Origin of the sequence: Endozoicomonas atrinae (genome assembly GCF_001647025.1) — a bacterium.
Taxonomy (GTDB): Bacteria; Pseudomonadota; Gammaproteobacteria; order Pseudomonadales; family Endozoicomonadaceae; genus Endozoicomonas; species Endozoicomonas atrinae.
Genome location: NZ_LUKQ02000113.1, coordinates 1 through 17,759, shown reverse-complemented (window position 1 = coordinate 17,759; position 17,759 = coordinate 1). Strand labels below are relative to the sequence as shown.

General features: G+C 47.1%; 16 protein-coding genes. 9 read left to right on the top strand and 7 right to left on the bottom strand.

Annotated features, from left to right (window positions below; translation table 11 throughout):
• The first annotated feature begins 112 nt into the window (after positions 1 to 112).
• Positions 113 to 667: a patatin-like phospholipase family protein gene (locus AK963_RS15805; RefSeq protein ID WP_066016408.1), complete on the top strand. Its 555-nt coding sequence runs from the start codon at positions 113 to 115 to the stop codon at positions 665 to 667.
• Positions 668 to 683: 16 nt separating this feature from the next.
• Here the strand turns inward: AK963_RS15805 and AK963_RS15800 are convergent, their stop codons facing one another.
• A complete protein-coding gene (locus AK963_RS15800; RefSeq protein ID WP_238593751.1) occupies positions 684 to 1,298 on the bottom strand; it encodes an arylesterase in 615 nt (204 codons plus the stop codon).
• Positions 1,299 to 1,344: 46 nt separating this feature from the next.
• Between AK963_RS15800 and AK963_RS15795 the strand changes: the two genes are divergently transcribed.
• From AK963_RS15795 to AK963_RS15785, 3 genes are all read left to right on the top strand, one after another.
• Positions 1,345 to 2,097, top strand: a complete 753-nt coding sequence (locus AK963_RS15795; protein ID WP_139117446.1) for an ABC transporter ATP-binding protein — start codon at positions 1,345 to 1,347, stop codon at positions 2,095 to 2,097.
• Positions 2,094 to 4,640, top strand: a complete 2,547-nt coding sequence (locus AK963_RS15790; RefSeq protein WP_083232694.1) for an ABC transporter permease — start codon at positions 2,094 to 2,096, stop codon at positions 4,638 to 4,640. Before AK963_RS15795 ends, AK963_RS15790 begins: the two co-directional genes overlap by 4 nt.
• A gap of 171 nt (positions 4,641 to 4,811) precedes the next feature.
• On the top strand, positions 4,812 to 5,261 hold the full coding sequence (locus AK963_RS15785; RefSeq protein WP_066016406.1) for a hypothetical protein: 450 nt from the start codon (positions 4,812 to 4,814) through the stop codon (positions 5,259 to 5,261).
• 198 nt (positions 5,262 to 5,459) lie between these two features.
• Here AK963_RS15785 and fliO read toward each other — a convergent pair whose 3' ends face one another.
• On the bottom strand, positions 5,460 to 5,903 hold the full coding sequence (fliO, locus tag AK963_RS15780; RefSeq protein ID WP_066016405.1) for a flagellar biosynthetic protein FliO: 444 nt from the start codon (positions 5,901 to 5,903) through the stop codon (positions 5,460 to 5,462).
• A gap of 444 nt (positions 5,904 to 6,347) precedes the next feature.
• On the opposite strand from fliO, the gene AK963_RS15775 reads away from it, so the two are divergent.
• A complete protein-coding gene (locus AK963_RS15775; RefSeq protein WP_139117445.1) occupies positions 6,348 to 9,839 on the top strand; it encodes a hypothetical protein in 3,492 nt (1,163 codons plus the stop codon).
• 70 nt (positions 9,840 to 9,909) lie between these two features.
• Here the strand turns inward: AK963_RS15775 and AK963_RS15770 are convergent, their stop codons facing one another.
• Positions 9,910 to 10,305 carry a phnA protein gene (locus tag AK963_RS15770; protein WP_066016403.1) on the bottom strand — a complete coding sequence of 132 codons (396 nt, stop codon included), beginning with the start codon at positions 10,303 to 10,305 and terminating at the stop codon, positions 9,910 to 9,912.
• Positions 10,306 to 10,409: 104 nt separating this feature from the next.
• Here AK963_RS15770 and AK963_RS15765 point away from each other — a divergent pair, with 104 nt between their 5' ends.
• Entirely contained in the window at positions 10,410 to 11,069 is a 660-nt protein-coding gene (locus AK963_RS15765) for an N-acetylmuramoyl-L-alanine amidase (RefSeq protein ID WP_066016402.1), read from the top strand.
• Positions 11,070 to 11,092: 23 nt separating this feature from the next.
• Here AK963_RS15765 and AK963_RS15760 read toward each other — a convergent pair whose 3' ends face one another.
• The 3 genes from AK963_RS15760 to AK963_RS15750 form a co-directional block, all read right to left on the bottom strand.
• Positions 11,093 to 11,698 carry a hypothetical protein gene (locus AK963_RS15760; RefSeq protein WP_066016401.1) on the bottom strand — a complete coding sequence of 202 codons (606 nt, stop codon included), beginning with the start codon at positions 11,696 to 11,698 and terminating at the stop codon, positions 11,093 to 11,095.
• A gap of 113 nt (positions 11,699 to 11,811) precedes the next feature.
• A complete protein-coding gene (locus tag AK963_RS15755) occupies positions 11,812 to 12,609 on the bottom strand; it encodes a phytanoyl-CoA dioxygenase family protein (protein WP_066016400.1) in 798 nt (265 codons plus the stop codon).
• A 40-nt stretch (positions 12,610 to 12,649) separates the two neighbouring features.
• Positions 12,650 to 12,997, bottom strand: a complete 348-nt coding sequence (locus tag AK963_RS15750; protein WP_066016399.1) for a hypothetical protein — start codon at positions 12,995 to 12,997, stop codon at positions 12,650 to 12,652.
• Between the two features lie 292 nt (positions 12,998 to 13,289).
• Here AK963_RS15750 and AK963_RS15745 point away from each other — a divergent pair, with 292 nt between their 5' ends.
• Both AK963_RS15745 and AK963_RS15740 read left to right on the top strand, forming a co-directional pair.
• The gene (locus AK963_RS15745) at positions 13,290 to 14,474 is read left to right on the top strand and encodes an MFS transporter (RefSeq protein ID WP_066016398.1); all 1,185 of its coding nucleotides are present in this window, start codon (positions 13,290 to 13,292) and stop codon (positions 14,472 to 14,474) included.
• A gap of 31 nt (positions 14,475 to 14,505) precedes the next feature.
• The gene (locus AK963_RS15740; RefSeq protein WP_066016409.1) at positions 14,506 to 15,699 is read left to right on the top strand and encodes a class I SAM-dependent rRNA methyltransferase; all 1,194 of its coding nucleotides are present in this window, start codon (positions 14,506 to 14,508) and stop codon (positions 15,697 to 15,699) included.
• A 108-nt stretch (positions 15,700 to 15,807) separates the two neighbouring features.
• Here the strand turns inward: AK963_RS15740 and AK963_RS15735 are convergent, their stop codons facing one another.
• Positions 15,808 to 16,464, bottom strand: coding sequence for a histidinol-phosphatase (locus AK963_RS15735; RefSeq protein WP_066016397.1), 657 nt, complete (start codon positions 16,462 to 16,464; stop codon positions 15,808 to 15,810).
• A 209-nt stretch (positions 16,465 to 16,673) separates the two neighbouring features.
• On the opposite strand from AK963_RS15735, the gene AK963_RS15730 reads away from it, so the two are divergent.
• Positions 16,674 to 17,651, top strand: a complete 978-nt coding sequence (locus AK963_RS15730) for a hypothetical protein (protein ID WP_066016396.1) — start codon at positions 16,674 to 16,676, stop codon at positions 17,649 to 17,651.
• Positions 17,652 to 17,759: the final 108 nt, after the last annotated feature.

Sequence of the window (17,759 nt, the reverse complement as noted above, 5' to 3'; positions counted from 1 at the left end):
ATCAGAACCTGATGCACAGAGTTTTTGAGAAGTTAGGCTTGGCAATGAATGACGAAAAAGTCATGAATACTTATGAGGAGCTAAGTAGCTATGGTGCTATCGCTGCATAATAGTGTCCGGAGTATTGTTTTATCATCCGACATATGAAACTTCAGAGAAACCGGCGTTTTATCACACCAGTGATCTTCCAACGGAGCGTGTAAGACTGACTGAAGCCAATCTGGTGGATGCCATCATGGCTTCTGGTTCCATTCCTGCCGTGATGCGGGGTGTGAAGAATATCTCTGGAGCGCCTGCAGGCTGCTATCGGGATGGCGGTATTACCGATTACCACTTCGATATGCGTTTTCATCAGGGCGATGGTCTGGTGCTTTATCCACACTTTTACTCAAGAATGATTCCCGGCTGGTTTGATAAGGCATTAACGCATCGAAGGCCATCCCCCCGGAATATCGACAATGTGGTGCTGCTTTCTCCCTCTCAGGAGTTTGTTGATCGGCTTCCCTATCAAAAAATACCGGATCGCAATGACTTTGCCCGGCTGACCTACGATGAAAGGGTTCGTTACTGGAAACGGGTTGTGGATGAGAGCAAGCGGCTGGGTGATGAGTTCCTGGAACTGGTCTCGGGCAATAAAGTACGACAGGTGGTTAAGCCATTGGTTTAACCACCTGAAGCATTCACTACTTCAATAAAGGTTTCAGCTCAGGCCATACGTTCTTTAACAGGATTGGCTGGGCTGCTTCTGTGGGGTGAATCCCGTCAGGTTGATTGAGTGAATCATTACCAGCAACGCCATCCAGGAAGAAGGGAATCACAGGTACACCCCACTTCCTGCTCAACTCATGAAAAGTTTCTGTAAAACGCTGGGTATAGACCGGTCCATAGTTGGGCGGTATCTTCATTTCGAAGAGAATAATGTCAGAATTGTGTTCCCGGGTCAGTGCAATCATCTGATCAAGGTTGGATTTTATGGTTTTCAGAGGCTTTCCCTGAAGACCATCGTTGGCACCCAGCTCCAGTAAGACCAGGTCTGGATTGATCTGTTCCAGCGTTTTACGGAATCGGCTCAGGCCTCCGGCGGTGGTTTCACCACTGATGCTGACATTGGTGATCTTCCAGGGATACTGATGACTGTCGATTTTTTCCTGGAGTAATTGCACCCAACCCCGATTGATATCCGTAAGACCATAGGCAGCACTCAGGCTGTCGCCGTACATCAGCAGTGTTTTTTGTGAAGCTGCAAGGCTGATAACCGGAAAGGTCAGTAAAGCAATCGCAAGCAGCCTTGAGCTCATAGTAAGCCTAGAGCTGGTAAAAAGACGACGAAATAAGGATTTTCTCATGAATGACGCGATCTCCAGTTCTCCCAACGCTCTCACGCCTGAGGCTGCTGCTGAAACAACTGCATCAATTGAATCTACTTCACTGGCAGTGACTGCCTCTGGTCTTGAAAAGACTGTTGTTGCCCGTGATAACCCGCTCACCATCTTGTCCGGACTTGACCTTCAGATCAAGTCTGGTGAGTCTGTTGCGATCGTTGGGACTTCCGGTTCTGGCAAGTCAACATTGCTGGGTATTCTGGCGGGACTGGATTTGCCGACGGCTGGCAGTGTCAGTCTTGCTGGAAAGCGCATTGATCATCTGGATGAAGACGAACGTGCAAAAGTGCGTGGGGAGCGTACCGGGTTTGTATTTCAGTCCTTTCAGTTACTTTCCAACTTAACCGCTCTCGAAAATGTCATGCTGCCCCTTGAGCTGTCGGGTGTGGATAACCCGGGTGAGCGGGCAACGAACCTATTAATCCGTGTTGGTCTGGAGCACCGGCTGGAGCACTACCCAAAACAACTTTCCGGCGGTGAGCAGCAACGCGTGGCTATCGCCAGGGCATTTGCCGGCGAGCCGGATATTCTTTTTGCCGATGAGCCAACCGGTAACCTGGATGAGAAAACGGGAGAAAGCATTATCGAACTCCTGTTTGAAGTGAACCAGGGAAGCGGTACCACTATTGTGCTGGTCACTCATGATATGGATCTTGCCGGACGTTGTCAGCGGATACTGAAGCTGCATGGTGGTCGTCTGGAGGAGCTTTCATGACTGTGAATAATCACTCCACAAAGCTTCAGAGCAAAGCATTTATCCACAAGCCAAAAAGCACATTCGGCCTCTCCTGGCGTTTTCTGATCAGGGACTGGCGCTCTGGTGAACTCTGGTTGCTGGTGGCGGCACTGTTGATGGCGGTTGCTGTCAGTACCGCCATTGCCCTGTTCAGTGAACGGCTACAGCTGGCACTTGGACGACAGGTGGCAGAAGTTCTCGGTGCTGATATGTTGATTCGCAGCCCAAGACCAGTGCAGCCAGTCATTCTGGAAGAGGCAAAACAGCAGGGTTTACAGTTATCCACAGTCCTTGAATTTCCATCGGTGGTAATGGCTGGGGATGAGATGCAGATGGTCTCGGCCAAGGCTGTGGAAAACAATTATCCACTGCGTGGGCATATTCGGACTGCAGACCAGCCCTTCGCTCCAGATCAGATGGTCAGTGATACTCCAGAGCCCGGTGAAGCCTGGCTTGAACCCAGGCTGTTCCCTTTACTGGGTGTGGATATCGGCGATCAGGTAATGCTGGGTAATACCTGGCTGACCATTACCCGGGCGATCACGCTGGAAACCGATCGTGGAGGCGATTTTTACAGCTTTTCTCCAAGGCTGATGTTCAATATGGCGGACTTGGAAAACACCGGTATTATCCAGCCGGGCAGCAGGGTCAGCTGGAAAACGTTGATGGCGGGAGAGCTTTCGTCACTGGAGCAATTCAAGGAATGGTCCAAAGATCGTCTGGATACCAGTGAACGGTTGATGATGGCCGACGACAGTCGACGTGATCTGCGTAACTCGGTGGTGCGGCTTAAGCAGTTCCTTGGGCTGGTCAGTATGGCGGCGATGCTTCTGGCTGGCGTCGCGGTAGCCATGGCCAGCCAGCGTTTTGCGGAGCGACGGTTTGATAGCTGTGCGGTAATGCGCTGCCTGGGTGCCAGTCGTCAGCAGGTGCTGAGACTGTTGCTTGGGGAACTGGCTTTTGTAGCAGTGCTGGTGGCGCTTCCCGGTGTGTTGCTGGGGTGGCTGCTTCAGGAAACCATTGTTCAACTGCTTAAAGGTGTGCTGCCTGCCTGGCTGCCCTCGGCAGGTATGATGCCCATGGTGGTCGGTGGGGCAACGGGGATTATTACACTTGCTGGGTTTGGTCTTGCGCCACTGTTACGGCTGCAGGATGTTTCACCACTGAGAGTCTTAAGACGTGACCTGTCGCCTGCACCTGCGGCTTCCTGGCTTGTGTACAGTTTCTCTTTAATGGCTGTTTTTCTGCTGCTCTGGTATCACACCGGTGAGGTGGTTATGGCCCTGATTCTTGCCCTGGCTTCCGGGGCTATCCTGTTGGTGATCTCCCTGGGTGTTCAATTGCTGCTTGCTCAGCTGGGTAACCGTCAGAGGCTTTCCACCCTTCCTGTGTTCTGGCGCCCTGGAATCAGCAGGATTATTCAAGGTAAAGGAAAAACATCGGCTCAGCTGCTGGCATTTACCCTGACCTTTATGGCCATGTCGGTGGTGCTGCTACTTCGTACGGACCTGCTCGACCGTTGGCAGAATGAGTTGCCAGAAGAGACGCCGAACTACTTTGCCATGAACATCCAGCCCTCAGAGGTTGAAGCGTATTCCGAGTTTCTGACCAGTAATGATGTGGATACCAGTCAGCTCTATCCGATCATTCGTGGCCGTCTGGTTCGTATTAATGATGTGCCGGTCAGGGAGGCGGTGTCCAAGGAGCAGAAGAACCACAACGCTCTGAACCGTGAACTGAACATGACCTGGTCAGACACATTGCCGGAAAAAAACCATATTGAAGAGGGCGACTGGTGGGAACCGGGCAGTGACGACGGTCTTTCCATTGAAACAGAAATAGCTGGCAAGCTCGGTATTGAGCTGGGTGATCGACTGACATTTATTGTGTCAGGAAATGAGTTTACCGAAACCGTCAGCAGTATCCGTACGGTTCAGTGGGAGTCTTTCCGGCCAAACTTCTACATGATTTTCCCAGAGGAAGTTCTACGGGATATGCCTGCTACCTGGCTGAACAGTTTCTATCTGGACACTGAGGATAAGTTGTTACTCAATGGTTTAATCACTCAGTTTCCCACCATGACGTTACTGGATCTGGATGCGGTTATTAACCAGGTTCAGAAGATGTTGGCGCAATCGACGATTGCTGTAGAAGCGATGCTGGCTGCACTGCTGCTGGCGGGATTGCTGGTGATGATGTCAGTGATTGAATCCAGTATTGATGAACGTCTGCGGGAAGGGGCACTTATTCGCTCACTTGGAGGGACTCGCCGGCAACTCCTGATCATGCAGATTGGGGAGTTTGTACTGTTTGGTGTTCTTGCCGGTCTGCTGGCGGCCGGCGGAACCGAGCTTACCAGCTATTTGCTCAACACCCGGGTTTTTGAGTTGAGCTGGGAGCCTGCCTGGTTTATCTGGTGTGCATTACCTCTGTTTGGAGCCACTGTTCTGGGTATTTCCGGATGGTTGGGGATTCGCCGGGTCATCAGTCAATCTCCTGCAAATATTTTGAAGGAAGTGTGAATGAAAATGCAGCTGTTTAAAAAATAGACAGTTGTTGTTTCACCTAGCAGGAGTGGGGGATAAGAGCAGTTATCCACAGTTCATTCAGGGAGTTGATCAGGGAAACTGTGGAAATCTGTTAACGACTTGGATTAACCTGAAGAAAACACTACCTCAGGGAAGGAGGTGATTATGGCGCTGGTTAGTGATTCCGATGTTAAAGGACTCAGTGCAAATGAACAGGTTGCCCATGAAGACAGTGTTAACGATACCGTTTCTTCGGGCTCAGCCATTCTCCCCATTCAAGATGAATCTTACCTCTGTCTGCTATGCCTGCGGGACAGCACAGAGCGGATCGTCATGCTCTACTTTAATTACATCAAGCTACGTCAGGAAATATCGAGAGACATACCAGCGGTACTGATTGGCATGCTGATGGTTCTGCAGGAAAAACACAATGGCCTCCAGGAAAAGCTGCTGCAGTATTATCCGGATAACATGGCCACTGGAAAATGGCATGATCGGGATGAGCAGAATGAATTCCTTGGGTATCTCAGTGAAGACAGCCGGGAATCCCTTCAGCAGATCTGCCTGACGGAAATGAAAATGATCATGTTGATATCGCAGATGATGGAACAATAAACGGGCAATAACAGGTTGTGTGCAGGTGTTTGTGGATAACCTGTGTGCGACCTGTATAACTCCTGTTCTCAGTTATGAATAAGTTAGTTATGCATAACTGGTTGTGGAAAAGCAGCCAGATAAACTGAATGAGAACTCAAGCCCTTGAAAAAGGGCCTGGCCGAATCATCTGGTTTATCAGGCATTGAAATTGAGGGATCAGGCGTCAGCTTTTTCAGATGATTTATCACCATCCGATTTGGAGCGCAGGAGCTTTTTAAACTGCTCTGCCAGGTCAGCCTGCCCTTTGACATGACTTCTATCAACTACCGGGGCATCAAAGTCTTTGAGCAGAGTAATTTGGCTTGGGGTGATGCCTAAAAGAATATCTTTACCGCTAACCCGAACCAATGTCAGGCGGGACTGGTTTGATAAAGGAGCACTGGATAGCAGCTCAATATCTTTTCCCATGGCGGGCAGTTTCGGGTTAAATCGCTTGACCAGCCAGGCTAATACAAAAATCAGGCTGACCACCATCAGCATCGGCATAACAACCTGAAACAGATCCAGTTCACTGACTGGATTCGCTGGCTCTTCTGTTTCCGCCATCAGGGTGGCAGGCAGAAATAGCAGGAATGCATGATATTTTAATAATTGTCTCATGCTAATGACTATAAAGCCCTCTTAGCTCAGAGTGCAAGCTTCTGATTTGGTTTACATTCTGCTGAATGATGAAATCCCTTACTGTTTATTTACTCATCTAAAGGCATCAGCGAATTATAATGCATTATTCTCAATCGGATCAGTTTGTTCTCGATGATCAGATATTAATTAGATATCAACAGGTTAATAGTGTTTGATAAATTTTTCCTTTGTATGTTTATCGGTTTGGTGAACTATTGTCTTTGCTTTTGATCTAAAAGAGTTAAATAGCAAACCGCTAGGAAATAATCAGGTTTCAGGTTGAAGGTGTAATTTCTGAATAAACTAATTTGTCATCACTTAAAATAAGTGAAATATCAAGTCCTTGTCGAACACAGGAAGTTCAGAAGTTGCTTAAACCTCACTCGTTTAAACAACCTTTCCAGAGCATTTAAGGAGTAAGAAATGGATCATCAGGTTGGACAATCAAGTTATGGAATACCAAAGTCTCGTAGAGAACAACAGTCTGATGCTACAGGACGTAGTTATGGAGCTCATGCTCTTGAAAGCAACGAAAGGCGTGATGATAACGGTAGATCAGGAAAATCCGGTCAATCGAGGCAATTCTCAGGCTATCGGTGTTCAAAAAGGATGACGGAGTTTCACGGAGCTTCAGGTCATGCAATTCCAAGAACCGAAACCCTGCAACATCCCGAATCTCAGCGTTTACTAAAACCCTCTGCTTCTTCTCGTCAAATACGTCAAGAGTCTGTAACCCCTCAGTTATATTCACAGGGCAGCCAGAGATCAGTAGCTTGTTTACCTGATGAAGACTCTTTAATGAAAACTGCCCGGGATTGCTTTGACATCTTTCAGCGTGGAAAAATCAAGGGATATAGTTTCATGAGAAAGCTAACTGTTCAGGATATTAGGAATGTTCTGAAGAGTATGAAAGAGTCTGAAAAAGTCATACAGGGTTTAGAAGGTTTTAGTCTTGATAAGGAGATAAGCCCAAGCCAAAAAATGGCTATAGATAATTTTTTCATAGGGTACGAGGTGTTAAAAGCAGAGAAGAAGAAGAGTACTTTTTCTGAAACAAGTGCAAGACCAAAGGCACCTGAATCAACAGTTAACAGGAGTCGTAAATATTCTCCTGTGTATGATATGCGGGCTCAAGCATCTACTTCCCAAACTGGTAATCGTAGTACCGTAACCACTAACATCTCAATTGCAACTTCTTCATCCGATAACTCTAGCCAAGCTATTGCTGGATCTCATGGCTCCCGAGCTGTCATGGCTGCAGTAATCCCCTCTGCCCGTAAAACGGATGGCTCTCAAGATCAGAGCCATCAATATCATCAAAGTATTGCTACAGAGTCATCTTCGTCACATGTTGTCAGGCCAAAAGTTCGTTCGTCCTCGAGTAACTCTGCCGGTAGTTCTTTGTTGGAAATGAAGCAGTTTTATATGCCTGGTAGTGGCTCTCAACTAGCCGTTGAGGGATCAGTCAGGGCACGCAGTACATTAGAAAGCAGGCTTCAGGGTAAGGAAAAAATCTCAGTTGAGCCGACAATATTATCATCTCGCGTAATGATGTCTCCAAAGCCCGCGAAATCAGCACAGCAGCGTGAAAAAGCTGAGCGTGTTCTTTCTGATAACTCTCGAGAATTGAGGCAAATTTTGCGAGGTTTATGTATTGATCGGACTAAACATGACCAGATTATTGCTTTAAAGCCTCATTTAATGGAAGCAGGAGTGCTGGAGAATACTCTAAAGGATCAAATTGGTTTGGAGGATCGCGAAGTCCGTTTGATTTTAGAGTGTCTGAGGATATCTGATGAAGATGAAATAGATTCTTCGATGGATGTTCGCCAAACAGTAGATATGGAAGGACAGGCCAAGAGAGATGAATCCAATTGCTCTGGTGTCAGATTGTCAGCGTACAAAGTGAAAGCAATGAGAACTCCATTACCAAAAGGAGCAGAAGCTTCACCTCTAAATATTTCTTCTGTTGTTAAACCTGTTGCTGATGATTCACGGATAACCAAAGCGTCTGCCTCGCAAAAACCTGCAATTCCTCCAAGAACTGAGCCTGTTAATTTTCCTGAAAGGCCTTTTAGAGCGAACGCTGGTCAGATGAGGCTACCAGGAGATGATTTAGCTACTGGATATACAAGACCTTCACCCTATATCCGTATTCCAGCTGTTTATGGAAATGATTTATCTGCGAAGGTACCACCTGTAAAACCGGTTCCTTTCTTTGATGGAGCCCCAGAAGATGTTATTGATGGCGCAGGTGTTGCTCGGGGGAGGCAATTACGATCAGAATCTCTGCGATCCAGTTCTTACGATGAGCTGATGCTAAATCCACTCAATATTCAAGCTGATGGCTTGGAACCATATGCCGGTTCATTTATACCTTTGCAGGGTAGTGCTGCTAGCTATTCTTCATCTCCTGTTGTCACTCCAACTCATGAGTTATCAGCTGAGGATCAGGAAAAAATCAGGTTACTTACCCATTACAGTAAGAGAGAACTCAATGATGATGAGATAAGAGAAGCTATCCGGTTGGGTATGGAGCCAATTGAGAGTTTGTTACAGCTGCAGACCCATCAAGAAGTAGTCGAGGTGGTTCAACAGTTTATAACTGAAAATAGACGTGGCAATACTGATCAAGTGAATGTTGTTGCAACTCCGGATATTCAAATTGATGGTGCCTTTGCATTGTTGCCCACCTTTAGCTCTGAACAATCAAGAGGTAGATCTCTTGGTCAATGGGATCAGCTTCACGAAAACGCTTTTCGCTCGGGGTTGAAAGCTCTCCTTAATGCACAGGATGATGAACTTCCGTTTGATGACGGCCCCTCCTCATTAGAAGGCCCCTCCTCATTAATGGCTGACCTACAGGCAATCCAAAAACAGGCACAGGAAGGGAAACAGGAAATCAAAAGGTTAGCCGATGCAGAGTCTTATCCGGTAAGAGGTTACGCTCATGGAACCGTGTCCGTCATGCAGGGGGCTGGTATTCAGGCAGCCAGAAATAACTGTGCGATTGCTTCGGTATTAATGGGTATGTCCCATCGCGGGAGCCTGAGCTTGCTTATTGAACAAATTCAGGAAGCGGTAGCAGAGGCGCTGCCGCTCAGGGATAGTTTACGGACAGATACGGTTGACGAGAAGGTTAACAGAGATAATAGGAAGCTTCTGGAGGCTATTGGCCAGCTGCAAGTATTGGATAGAGTATTAGTCAAGTATAATTCGCAGCAACTTGAGTCGATTCGAGTGAATGATGAACTTGATGAGATTCGTGGATATTTTGAGCTTAATGAAGGCGTGGTACTTGAGCCAGATGAGTTTTTTGAACAGATGGTCATGGGCTTGAGGTCACTACAATCTCTCACAGGATGCCCTAGGCGAATTGAAATATTTAACTTTCCTGTGGATATGAGTGAAGAACTTGCAGGAATGGATATGGCCGAAGCATTTAATCGTGTTTACTTGGACCAGGTTGCTCGTGACCCTGACTCACGTCTGGAAGACTCGGATGTTCTGGTACTTGCACCTCCCACCTTTGGAGCTGGTGAGAGAGTAGGCATGGTTCTATCAGATAAAATTGAGAAATTTGACTCAAGTGGGGAGCTTGTCGAATACCAGCTTGCCAGCTCTGTTAATATAGCGGAAGGTCATTATATCACTTTTCTTCATGAGCCTGAAAACAATCGCCTCTATCTTGCTAACTCAATGGGAATGCGTTTGGGGAGTGATGATCATCAGCCATTCATGGTGCCCACAGTTATAACGATGCCAATACATGGGACTGAAGATGCTCTGGATGAGGCAATCATAAACACTACTAATGATGCTGATGGTGCCCTTATGCATCAGACAAAAGATCACTGGAAAAACGTAAACAAACATTGCCGCATGGCTATTTATACAAGGGTGAATAACCACTAGAAGCTTTTTGATATTTTTGTGAGTGACAACCCTTGATTCTTAAGAGTTAAGAATCAAGGGGCTTCTAACTTTATTCAGAGTTTGCCCATTGCTCAATTTCAGGCTCAAGATAGGCATGCTCCAGTGCTTCAATAGCCCAGTCCTGTTTTTCCGATAACTTCCTTAACTGCCTGAGCGATACCACCTGTACGGCTGGAATCTGGCTCCAGATACTTTTGGTCAGGCAGCGCCAGTGGTTAGGCTCCAGGCGCTTTGGATTCTCCAGTTGCGTTTTGCAGGTTTCACAAAGCATCAGACAGTGGTCGTAGTCTGGCTCACTGGGAACGGGCTCTACCTCATGGATGGACAGCGGAACTCCAGAGGCTTCACAAATCTCACATTTTGATTTTGCCCGGCGTGCCAGATCTTTTCCCAGGAGACTCAAGGCACTCTGTCGCTCCTGATGTTTTAACAGCCCTTTGGCCATTGTTTATCCTCCATTAATGTCTTAATCGTAACGTTGTGACAGCTTGCAGTCTCTGGCAAATCAGACAATGATAGATTGATCGATACCTATCAGGCTGCGTATTTATGACTCTGAATGTGAACAGGGTAAAAACTGCTAACAGGGATGACTGGTTAATTCCTGTGGATTATCTGGTAATTCATTATACAGCGGTAGACCTGAAAGATACTCTGGACATTTTTATGAACCCTGAGTCCTGTGTATCTTCACACCTGGTTATCGATACTGATGGAGAGATTTATGAGCTGGTAGACTGCCTGAATGGTCATGCACACCGTGGCTGGCATGCAGGGGTTAGTGAGTGGGAAGGTGTTCAGGGTTTAAATGACTGCTCTATTGGCATTGAACTGGTGAATTATAACGGCAATGTATTTCCGTTTACCGAAGAGCAGTATCAGTCTCTGCACTGGGTGATGGCCAGATTCAAAGAACACTACCCTAACCTGCGGAACCCTGAGAGGGTTATTGGCCATGAGCATATAGCTGGCTTTCGTGGCAAAGCAGATCCGGGAGTGCTTTTTGACTGGTCCCGTTTTTACCAGGAAAACTATCCAACACTAACGGCTCCCTTGCGTCCGGCAATATGCCCGAAAGCACTGCAAGAGAGTTTGATGCAACTGAAAGAGAGCGAGCCTGAGTCGCAAGCAGCCAAAAGCCAGTTCTGGCGTTCCGTGAGCTTGCTGACAGAAACAACAGTGCGCCTTATTGAAGAGGCTAAGGGATAAGATAGGTGCACTGATTGTTGAAATTAAAGCGTTGGAATGATCTTAGCCGCTTCAAGGAAATCGCCAAAATCCCCTGGTTCGCTATCGCCAGACTGGCTTGAAGCTTCTCCCCCACCTCCTGCGGCAGCTCCGCCCCCTTCATCGGGCTCAGATATCTCTGATGCATCATCTTGCAGCTCTTCTGCAAGACCGAGACAGCACAGAAAGGAGGAACCAAAGTTTCTTCTAATTGCCTGTGAAACCGGATCTCCCAACGCTTGCTTCTCACTTCTACCCTGCTTTTCTTTCAGCAGAGCTGCCTCTACTTCAGCAAAATCAATTTTATCGGCACTGGAGCGATTTTGGAGGGCCAGTCTTTCCGTTCGGTGCCCAGATAACTCAGGTTCAATGCAGTCAAGCATCATTATTTCCCAGCAGCCCAGGCGTCTTGTTTCGTAACCGATATCCTGATTATCAACAACCAGTTTGGGTCGGTTGAACAGCATCTGTATTTTTTTAACACATCCAGGTGACTGAGTGAGATCGACCCTGTCGCTGCCAATGTAACCCTCACCAAAAGGTCTTTTATATGTGTATTGGGAGCACTCGTGTTGATGTTGATCTACCGCCGGTTGATAACTGGAAAGCATATAAGAAACCCTCAGGCTGTTATTGATAGAAGAAGCCTGTATTCAAACAGATGGGCCTGTTAATCAGCAGGATTTCTGCCTGGCAAGGTGTACTCTTGATGCACTTGTCCAGACTATGTGGATCTGAGACCCAGAAGCTGTTCTCCAATGGGTGTCAGTTTAGCAGGCTGACCCGGTTCCGGATCCTGTTGGTAAGGAAAGTTGCGCCAGCGTTCAGGCGCTCTTTTTTCACGCCACAACTGAATACGCTCTTCACGATTATCCTCGGTACCGGCTGGGAACATGGAGATATATTGAGTAAGACGTGGCTTTGAATGGAGGTTCAGGCTGCTGGCATGGGGGAGGCGAGAGTCCCAGAGAATGAAGGTTCCCGCCTTTCCTGCCAGATGGACAATATCGTGGCCTTTCAAGTCTTCATCGGTAAATAGGAGTGAGTTTCTATTCAGTGTTGTTTGTTTCCCGGTGTAAAGGCTGGGGACACAGCAGAAGGCTCCCTGATTTTCCTCAGTGTCCGTAAGGTAGAGAATGCCCTGGTACCTTGGTAAGAATACTTTTTCTGGATGGCTGTCCAGATGGATCTGGCTGTCATCTTTTTCATCTGGATGCTCTGGACGCCAGGGTGGCTTGAAAGAGGCTCGATCCAATCTTACCCAGAGATCTTCCGTTTTAAAAAGACCCGCATACAATCGGTAAACCGGCTCATACTGGCGAATATCCCAGAATGCCTGGTGATGATGAATGGGGACAATACCATTACTGCCCAGATTTTTCTGGTACCAGGTTGTGGGATCATCCAGATTAACATCCAGAAAATTGGTAATGGCTTTGATCGCGGGCTGGAGTAACTGCTCAGGTACCAGGTCAGGAACGATGATGTAACCTTTTTCCTGCAGCTCACTCTGGTCGATCATTACTCAGGTACCCCATTCAGTGATTTTTGGTGGAACGTTGTCAGTGAAGCGTTGTCTCCAGCGTCTGAACGTCATAAGACTCTGGGAGTACATTGTCTTCAAGGCTATCCAGTAAGGCCAGTACGGTCTTGCGAACAATATCAGTGTTCTTGTTCAGCTCTTGGTATTTGACAATGCTGATCAGAATTTGTGCCAGAGGATAAGTCCGCAGATTGTTTTTAATATCGGCTGGCGATAGATTTCCTGTTGCATGTTCAACAAAGTCATTAGCTCCCTGGGTAAAGCCTTTATGGGCTGACTCCAGAAGATCCATCATTGAACGATCACTGGTGCTATCCATCAATGATTGGAGCAGGGTGTTCAACTGTTCTTCATTGTTATGAGACATCTCTACAGCTCCTCAGTGGGTACTTTAATCTTAAGTTTTAAAGAGACTAAAGTTCCATCGGGTGTGAGAGTATTCGTATATGCACTAAAGTCTTATTGAACAGTCACTAGCCAGTGTTCGTGATCCTAATAAATAAATGACGAAGATAATGAGATTCTGCATGGAAGTAGCTGCTTTCTTTGAATAGACTGCATGTGCCGATTGTTTGGTTGGCAGCAATAGAACAATAAATTTCGTTTCAAGAAGTAATACCAACAGGGTATTGCGAGCTCAAGGTATTGAGGCAGTCATCATGATTGAAGCCCGCACTAAAGGTTTCTGGCGTGCAACGCTTGCACTCTCTCTTGGCTCTTTTATGGTGTTCGCCAATCTTTATATCAGCCAGCCGCTGCTGCCAATGCTGGCTGAAAGCTTTAGTCTGACGGCACTGGAAGCCAGCTTCAGCTTTACCATCACAACGTTCATGCTGGGCCTTTCATTGTTGTTCTACGGGCCTCTGTCAGATGCTATTGGACGGAAATGGTTGATGCTGGGGAGTATGGCAGGAGCGGTTCTCTGTACCCTTTTGATTTCTCAGGTCAGCAGCTATCAGCACATGGTTATCCTGAGAGCAATTCAGGGATTTTGCCTTGGTGGCCTGCCCGCTATTGCCATTGCCTATATGGGAGATGAGTTTGCCAGGCCCGCACTGACAGTGGCGGTCGGCTTTTATATCAGTGGCAATTCCCTGGGAGGGATTGGTGGTCGGTTACTTGGTGGGTTCATGGGAGACTGGTTCGGTTGGTCGAATGCGTTTCTGTACATGGCCTTACTGAGCTTTTTCTTGCTGATTATTTTTATCTATCTGCTGCCAGATTCGAAACAATTCCAACCGAGCCGACCTCAACTGAAAAAAGTGGCCCAAGACCTCTACGATCACTTAAAGAACCCATTACTGTTAACGGCTTTTCTGATCAGCGGGTTTAACTTCTTCATTTTCGTCAACCAGTACACCTATGCAACCTTTCTACTATCCCAGGAACCCTATAGCCTGTCAGCCAGCTGGCTGGGGATGTTATTTCTCACCTATCTCAGTGGCACCATGGGGGCTGCTTTCTCGGGGCGACTGTCGGGCTTGTTGTCGCAACCTGCTATTATGGCTCTTGGCGTGTGCCTGCTGATTACTGGCTCAGGCCTGATGTTGACGTCATCCATTGGCTGGATCATTACCGGCTTTCTGGTGAATGCCTTTGGTTTTTTCGTTGCCCATTCCAATGCCAGCAGCTGGGTGAGCCATAATGTGAAAAAGGCGAAAGCCAGTGCGTCCTCCCTTTACCTGGTTTTTTATTACCTGGGAGCCAGTTCCGGTGGCTTTTATCTGGATATTTTCTGGCGCTGGATGGGCTGGCAGGGTGTGATTTTCGGTTCCTGGCTTATTCTGGCTCTAACACTTGGATTATCTCTCAGGCTTTACTGGTATTCCGGTCGGTCTGTCTGACTGGATCTGCCTGATTGAAAAGGGTTGTCTCATGATATTAAAAAGATTACGCCTGAAGAATAAGGCTGACCGTCGCCTGAAGCTTGGGCACCTCTGGATATACAGTAATGAAATAGATACACAGACCTCGCCATTGAAGAACTATGAAGTGGGTGAGTGTGTGCTGGTCGAAAATTCGTTTGGCAAGACATTGGGTACAGCGTATGTGAATCCCAATAGCCTGATCTGTGCCCGCCTGGTGAGTCGAGAAGCTGATCAGCCATTGGATAAGGCGCTTCTGATTCACAGAATCAATGTTGCTCTCAGTATGAGAGAGCGACTGTTTGAACAGCCCTATTACCGGCTAATTTATGGCGACAGTGACGGGTTGCCAGGGTTGGTGGTAGACCGTTTTGATGATGTGTTGGTGGCTCAGATATCCACAGCCGGGATGGAGCGTGTTCGGGATGACGTTGTTAACGCGTTAAACCAGGTTCTTAGACCCAAAGGTATTCTGTTCAAGAACAGTGGCAATGCCCGCAAGCTTGAAGACCTTCCTCAATATGTTGAGATTGCCTCAGGTGTCGTGCCAGAAGTCGTGGTTCTGGAAGAGAATGGCGTAAGCTTCCAGGCACCGGTGATGGAAGGCCAGAAAACCGGGTGGTTTTATGATCACCGGCTCAATCGAGACCGGCTCCGTAATTATGTAAAAGGCAAACGGGTACTGGATGTTTTCAGTTATGTGGGTGGCTGGGGAATTCAGGCAGCGGCTTTTGGCGCTGATAAAGTGACCTGTGTCGATGCGTCTGCTCTGGCACTGGAAAATGTTCATGCCAATGCTGAACTGAATGAAGTTCAGCATAAAGTGGATACTCTGGAAGGCGATGCATTTGAGGCATTGAAGGCCTTGAGGGAGGGGCAGGAACGGTTTGATGTGGTGATTGTTGATCCACCGGCGTTCATTAAAAAACGAAAAGACATCAAAGCCGGTGAGCAGGCCTATCGTCGAATTAATGAGCTTGCCATGCGTTTGCTGGAGAAGGATGGTTATCTGGTAGCCGCTTCCTGCTCCATGCATTTGCAGAAGGACAATATGATTGATCTGCTCCGAGCTGGCAGTCGCCATATTGACCGTAACCTTCAGATTCTGGACCAGGGGCACCAGGGACCTGATCATCCTGTGCATCCATCCATTCCAGAAACGGAATATATCAAAGCAATTTTTGGCCGGTTAACTTTTCAGTGATTGGGTATTAATGGCCAAGAAAATGGGACCAGGGAGAGCACAAAGCTCACTAAGAAAGGCTTTTTCTTCTCTTTGTGGAGTTTTGTGCACTTCGTGGTTAAAGAGCCATTAGCGGAAACTGGTGATTTCCCAGCCATGTTCCTTTGCGAAACGTTGGAGCTCCGGGTCGGGATCTACAGCGACAGGGTTGTCGACCTTTTGCAGCAGCGGCAGATCATTTTGTGAGTCACTGTAGAAGTAGCTGCCTTTCATTGAATGCTCTGGATGTTCGTTGAGCCATTCCTGCAGGCGTAGCACTTTCCCCTGCTGGTAAGTGGGGGTTCCAATAACCTTGCCATTGTAACGGTTGTCACTCATCCCCAGTTCAATGGCCAACAGAGTGTCTACCTTAAACTTTTCAGCAATATTCTGGGTTACAAAGCGGTTGGTTGCGGTGATGATCATAATATGATCACCTTGCTGGCGGTGTTGTTCAATCTGTGCAAAGCCTTTATCCAACAGGATGGGGCTTATTACCTGTTCCATAAACTGGCCATGCCAGGTTTCAAGCTCTTCAAGGGTGTATTGTGTTAATGGCTTAAGGCAGAAATCCAGATACTCCCAGATGTCCATAACCCCTTCTTTATACTGTTCGTAAAAGCGGTTATTGCCTTCCCTGAAGCTTTCAGTATCAACCAGGCCGTTGGCGGCCATAAACTCTCCCCACAGGGCATCACTGTCGCCAGCAATTAGGGTATTGTCCAGATCAAAGATTGCTAGGGCCATTCTTACTCCGGTTTATTATTCAGGCCGAGTGTTTCTTGGGAGGTATTATACAGGTTCTTTATTAACCCCCAAGCAATTAACCATTGTTCCAGGAAGCCAAAATAAAACTGTTTTCTGAGGCAAGTTCAAATCCAGGTCTTGGATGTTGAATCTTTTGAATTTTTCATAACGAAGACTGTCTTAATCTATTTAATCAATCGAGCTTTGTTATGGATAGAAATAGTGGCGTATTTCCAAGTACGCCATATGACCAAAAGAATTATTATGGTCGCTTCGATACCGGTCAGGATGATTCAGCTATTTATGGTCCGCGTAGAGTATCAAGTTGTCGTTCTGAAAGAACGCGTATAGTTGAAGTCGGGAAAAAAACAGATTGTCAGGATAAGGATGATAGTCATGATCCAGAGTATTGGATAAAGAAAAATATACTAAGTCTTCTTGATGATGTGGGGGAAGATTTATCTCCAGAAATAGCGGGGCACTCTACTGATCTGAGTAAAGGAAATTCTCTGCGAAATGGCGAGCTTTCTGTGGTGAAGGTGGCTGGTTTATCCCAATCATTTGCAATGGAAGTATTTCAGGAGAATCAGAAAATGGAGCGTCTTTTTTCTGTGACTCAGGAAGCCACTTGCACTGGATCTCCAGGCCTTGAAGAGCCTTATTCCCAACCAGGAAAAAATGGTTTTACCAAATTCTGGAATCAATGGCAGGTATCGAAGGCCAAGCCTGAAGTTTTGGTTGGAGATTCAGTAGTAGAGGAGCAAACTAAATTATCGGAAGATAATGCTGAAGCAGCCCTTACCCAATTGATGGAAAGCCTGAGTGTAGGTGAACAGTCTGGACCAGCCAGTTTTCAGAATTATTGGCCACCGGGAGCAGAGGCATTTTCTGGCCCTGTACCGTCACAAGACTTTGCATGTCCATATCCGTTAACGCTGGATTTGATTGATCCTGTTGCTTCGATCAACCCCTATGAAGAAGGGGGCAGCAGTTCATATCTGGTGTCTCTGGGTGCTGGTGCATCCAGCTCTCAGCCACCTTCAGGTCTTAGAAAAAAAAGCCTGATAGATCACTGGAAATTATTGGAAGCGTATGGGAAGTCTCAGAAAGAAGAAAGTGATGAATGGTATGCAGCCTGGAAAGATGCACTCAATTTTGCTTTGGATTGGGGTGCTCTCTCAATTTGATAACTGACTCATAGGTTAGCTTCAACCTTTCCAGTCATGAACTCAGACCAAAGTTGTTCCCAGCGCCCCTTACTCTGGATCAGTGCTCTTGTTGTCAAAAGCACTTCC